2 protein-coding genes are annotated in these 2,348 nt (G+C 36.5%); one reads left to right on the top strand and one right to left on the bottom strand.

The features are described from left to right. Positions 1-793 (bottom strand): hypothetical protein (locus tag ACYVRH_RS11850; RefSeq protein ID WP_461257122.1); only part of this gene is annotated, 793 nt, incomplete at its 3' end. On the opposite strand from ACYVRH_RS11850, the gene ACYVRH_RS11845 reads away from it, so the two are divergent. Next, positions 773-1,990: a DNA primase family protein gene (locus ACYVRH_RS11845; protein ID WP_461257121.1), complete on the top strand. Its 1,218-nt coding sequence runs from the start codon at positions 773-775 to the stop codon at positions 1,988-1,990. The genes ACYVRH_RS11850 and ACYVRH_RS11845 overlap by 21 nt on opposite strands. Positions 1,991-2,348 lie beyond the last annotated feature (358 nt).

Here is a 2,348-nt window from a genome sequence, read left to right as displayed (position 1 = left end):
AATTAGCAGAAATAACAATCGCAATAACAACAATATTAGCAAACCATGAAAAATAATTAAATAAATCATTTATATTCTTGTTCTTTATATTAATAAATAATATTATCTTGTCTGTAATAATTAACGATTCCTGAAAACTAAATGAAACGAAAAACAAGGCAATACTAAATAAAATAATATTCCCTGTAAAACCAAATAAAGGTATTACAAGTAGGCATAATATTATTTTTTCGATATACATACTTTTTGTAGTAATTCTGTCATGAATGAATTGCATTAAAGGCCAAATGAATATAGCTAATATGCTAATTGGTCTGTGAATCATTTTTTGCATATCCATTAAAATGTTATTTTCTCCGATTCCCGTATTTACACACGCATAAATAAACAGACCCAAAATAACAGCTATATTGATAATACGTAATATACAATAATGCCGCAAGAATGTTGCTTTTTTATTCAACTTAAAAATGAACATAAAATACTTTAATTTCTTAAAAAATGTGCCTGTTGAATATCTTTCCAGTCCCTTATAGTAAGAAAGTTGCAAATTTTTGTCATTATTTTGTTTATAATATGTTGATCGGATTAAAATATTATTGACAACCTTTCTGTTTTTTGTTAATAACTTATCTTCAATCGACCCATCGGTATCCAATATTCTGCTTGTTTCAGCGAATACTGACAAACAGAATGTGTCATTACAATGCGAAATGCTTGAAAGAATCTTATCTTTTAATAGCTCTTTAATATTTTTAATCGCTTCAGATTTATGGGAAAAAGCAACAGACAAGAAAGAAAGGCAGTTAATCGCTCTTTTACATTCGGGTACATTTACGATGAATTATCAAGAACTACTGATTATCGGGAACGGATCGATATTGAGAATTTTGCGAGGATTAGCGAAAGCATAAGAAGGCGGGAGGCTATGATTAAAACGGCTCAATATATCCAGGAGTTGAATATCACGGCTGACGATCTTGACGGTAATCCGTGGCTGTTGAATGTGCGTAACGGCACTATTGACGTGGTAACAGGGGAATTCAGGGAACACAGGCAGGAGGATATGATCACCAAACTTGCCAATGTTGAATATGCACCTAACGCCGATTGTCCGCTTTGGAAGCAGTTTATCCGTGAGATTATGGATTATAAGCCGGAATTAATTAAATTTTTGCAAACCGCTATGGGGTGGGCTTTGACGGGGGATAATACGGAACAAACGATGTTTATTTTGTATGGGAGCGGGGCTAACGGAAAAACCACATTCTTGAATACGATTCAATATTTGTTGGGCGATTACGCCACTTCCACGCCTACCGAAAGTTTTATGAAAAAGAACACGGATCAATATACTAACGATATAGCCAGATTGAGGGGCACTCGTTTTGTGTCCACTACGGAAGCGGAACAGGGACGGCGGCTGTCTGAACCGCTTATTAAAAAGATTACAGGAAACGACCAGATTACCGCACGTTTTCTGTACGGCGAATATTTTAATTTTACTCCCAGTTTTAAAATTTTCATGGCGACTAACCACAAGCCTTTGATTAAAGGCACTGATCACGGCATTTGGCGGAGGATTAAGCTAATTCCTTTTACCACTACTATCGCACAGGAAAAACAGGATAAGAATTTGGAAGCTAAATTGAAACAGGAGACCAGCGGTATTCTTAATTGGCTTTTGGAGGGGACGGCTAATTGGAAGCGTGAGGGGTTAATCGCCCCTGCTGATATTCTTGACGCTACTGACGAGTATCGGGGTGAAATGGACGTTATAGGAAATTTTATTAAGGAGCGGTGCGTGAAGGATGGCGGTATTACGATTCGGATCAGGGATTTGTACAGGGCTTATGCCGACTGGTGCGAGGAAAATAAGGAACACGCCGTAAGTGAAAGGTTTTTTACGATGAGGCTTAAAGAAATGGGTTTTGTGCAGGGCAGGACGGCTGAAATGCGGTTTTGGACGGGGATTGGGCTAATGAAATAAGAAAGAAAAAAGAAAAGAGAAAAAAGCCACAGGATTTTGTCGGTGATAAGGGCAATCCTGTGGTTTTTTATTTTTAATTTACACCTTTTGGGTGCGGTTTCTCCCTTGCGCCACTTTTATAAAGTAAACAAACAGGCGAATAATCGACGTTTTTTGACAGAAAAAAATTTGCTATTAACAAATTATGGCATTTTTTGGGGGCGCACGCTCCCCCCTGTAAAAAAAAATCCCTTGCCGCATAAAAGAAAAAAATGCTAAATAAAGATAAAATTGCCATGTTATTAGGGATATTGACGGAATTCAATGTCATAAATGACTGTGATTTTGTCAGAAAATTTGTCTCTTTTTTTTCATCATA

The sequence above is a fragment of the Treponema sp. R80B11-R83G3 genome, from assembly GCF_054786115.1.
The sequence above is the reverse complement of the archived record's forward strand: the minus strand, read 5'-3'. Positions and strand labels throughout refer to the sequence as shown.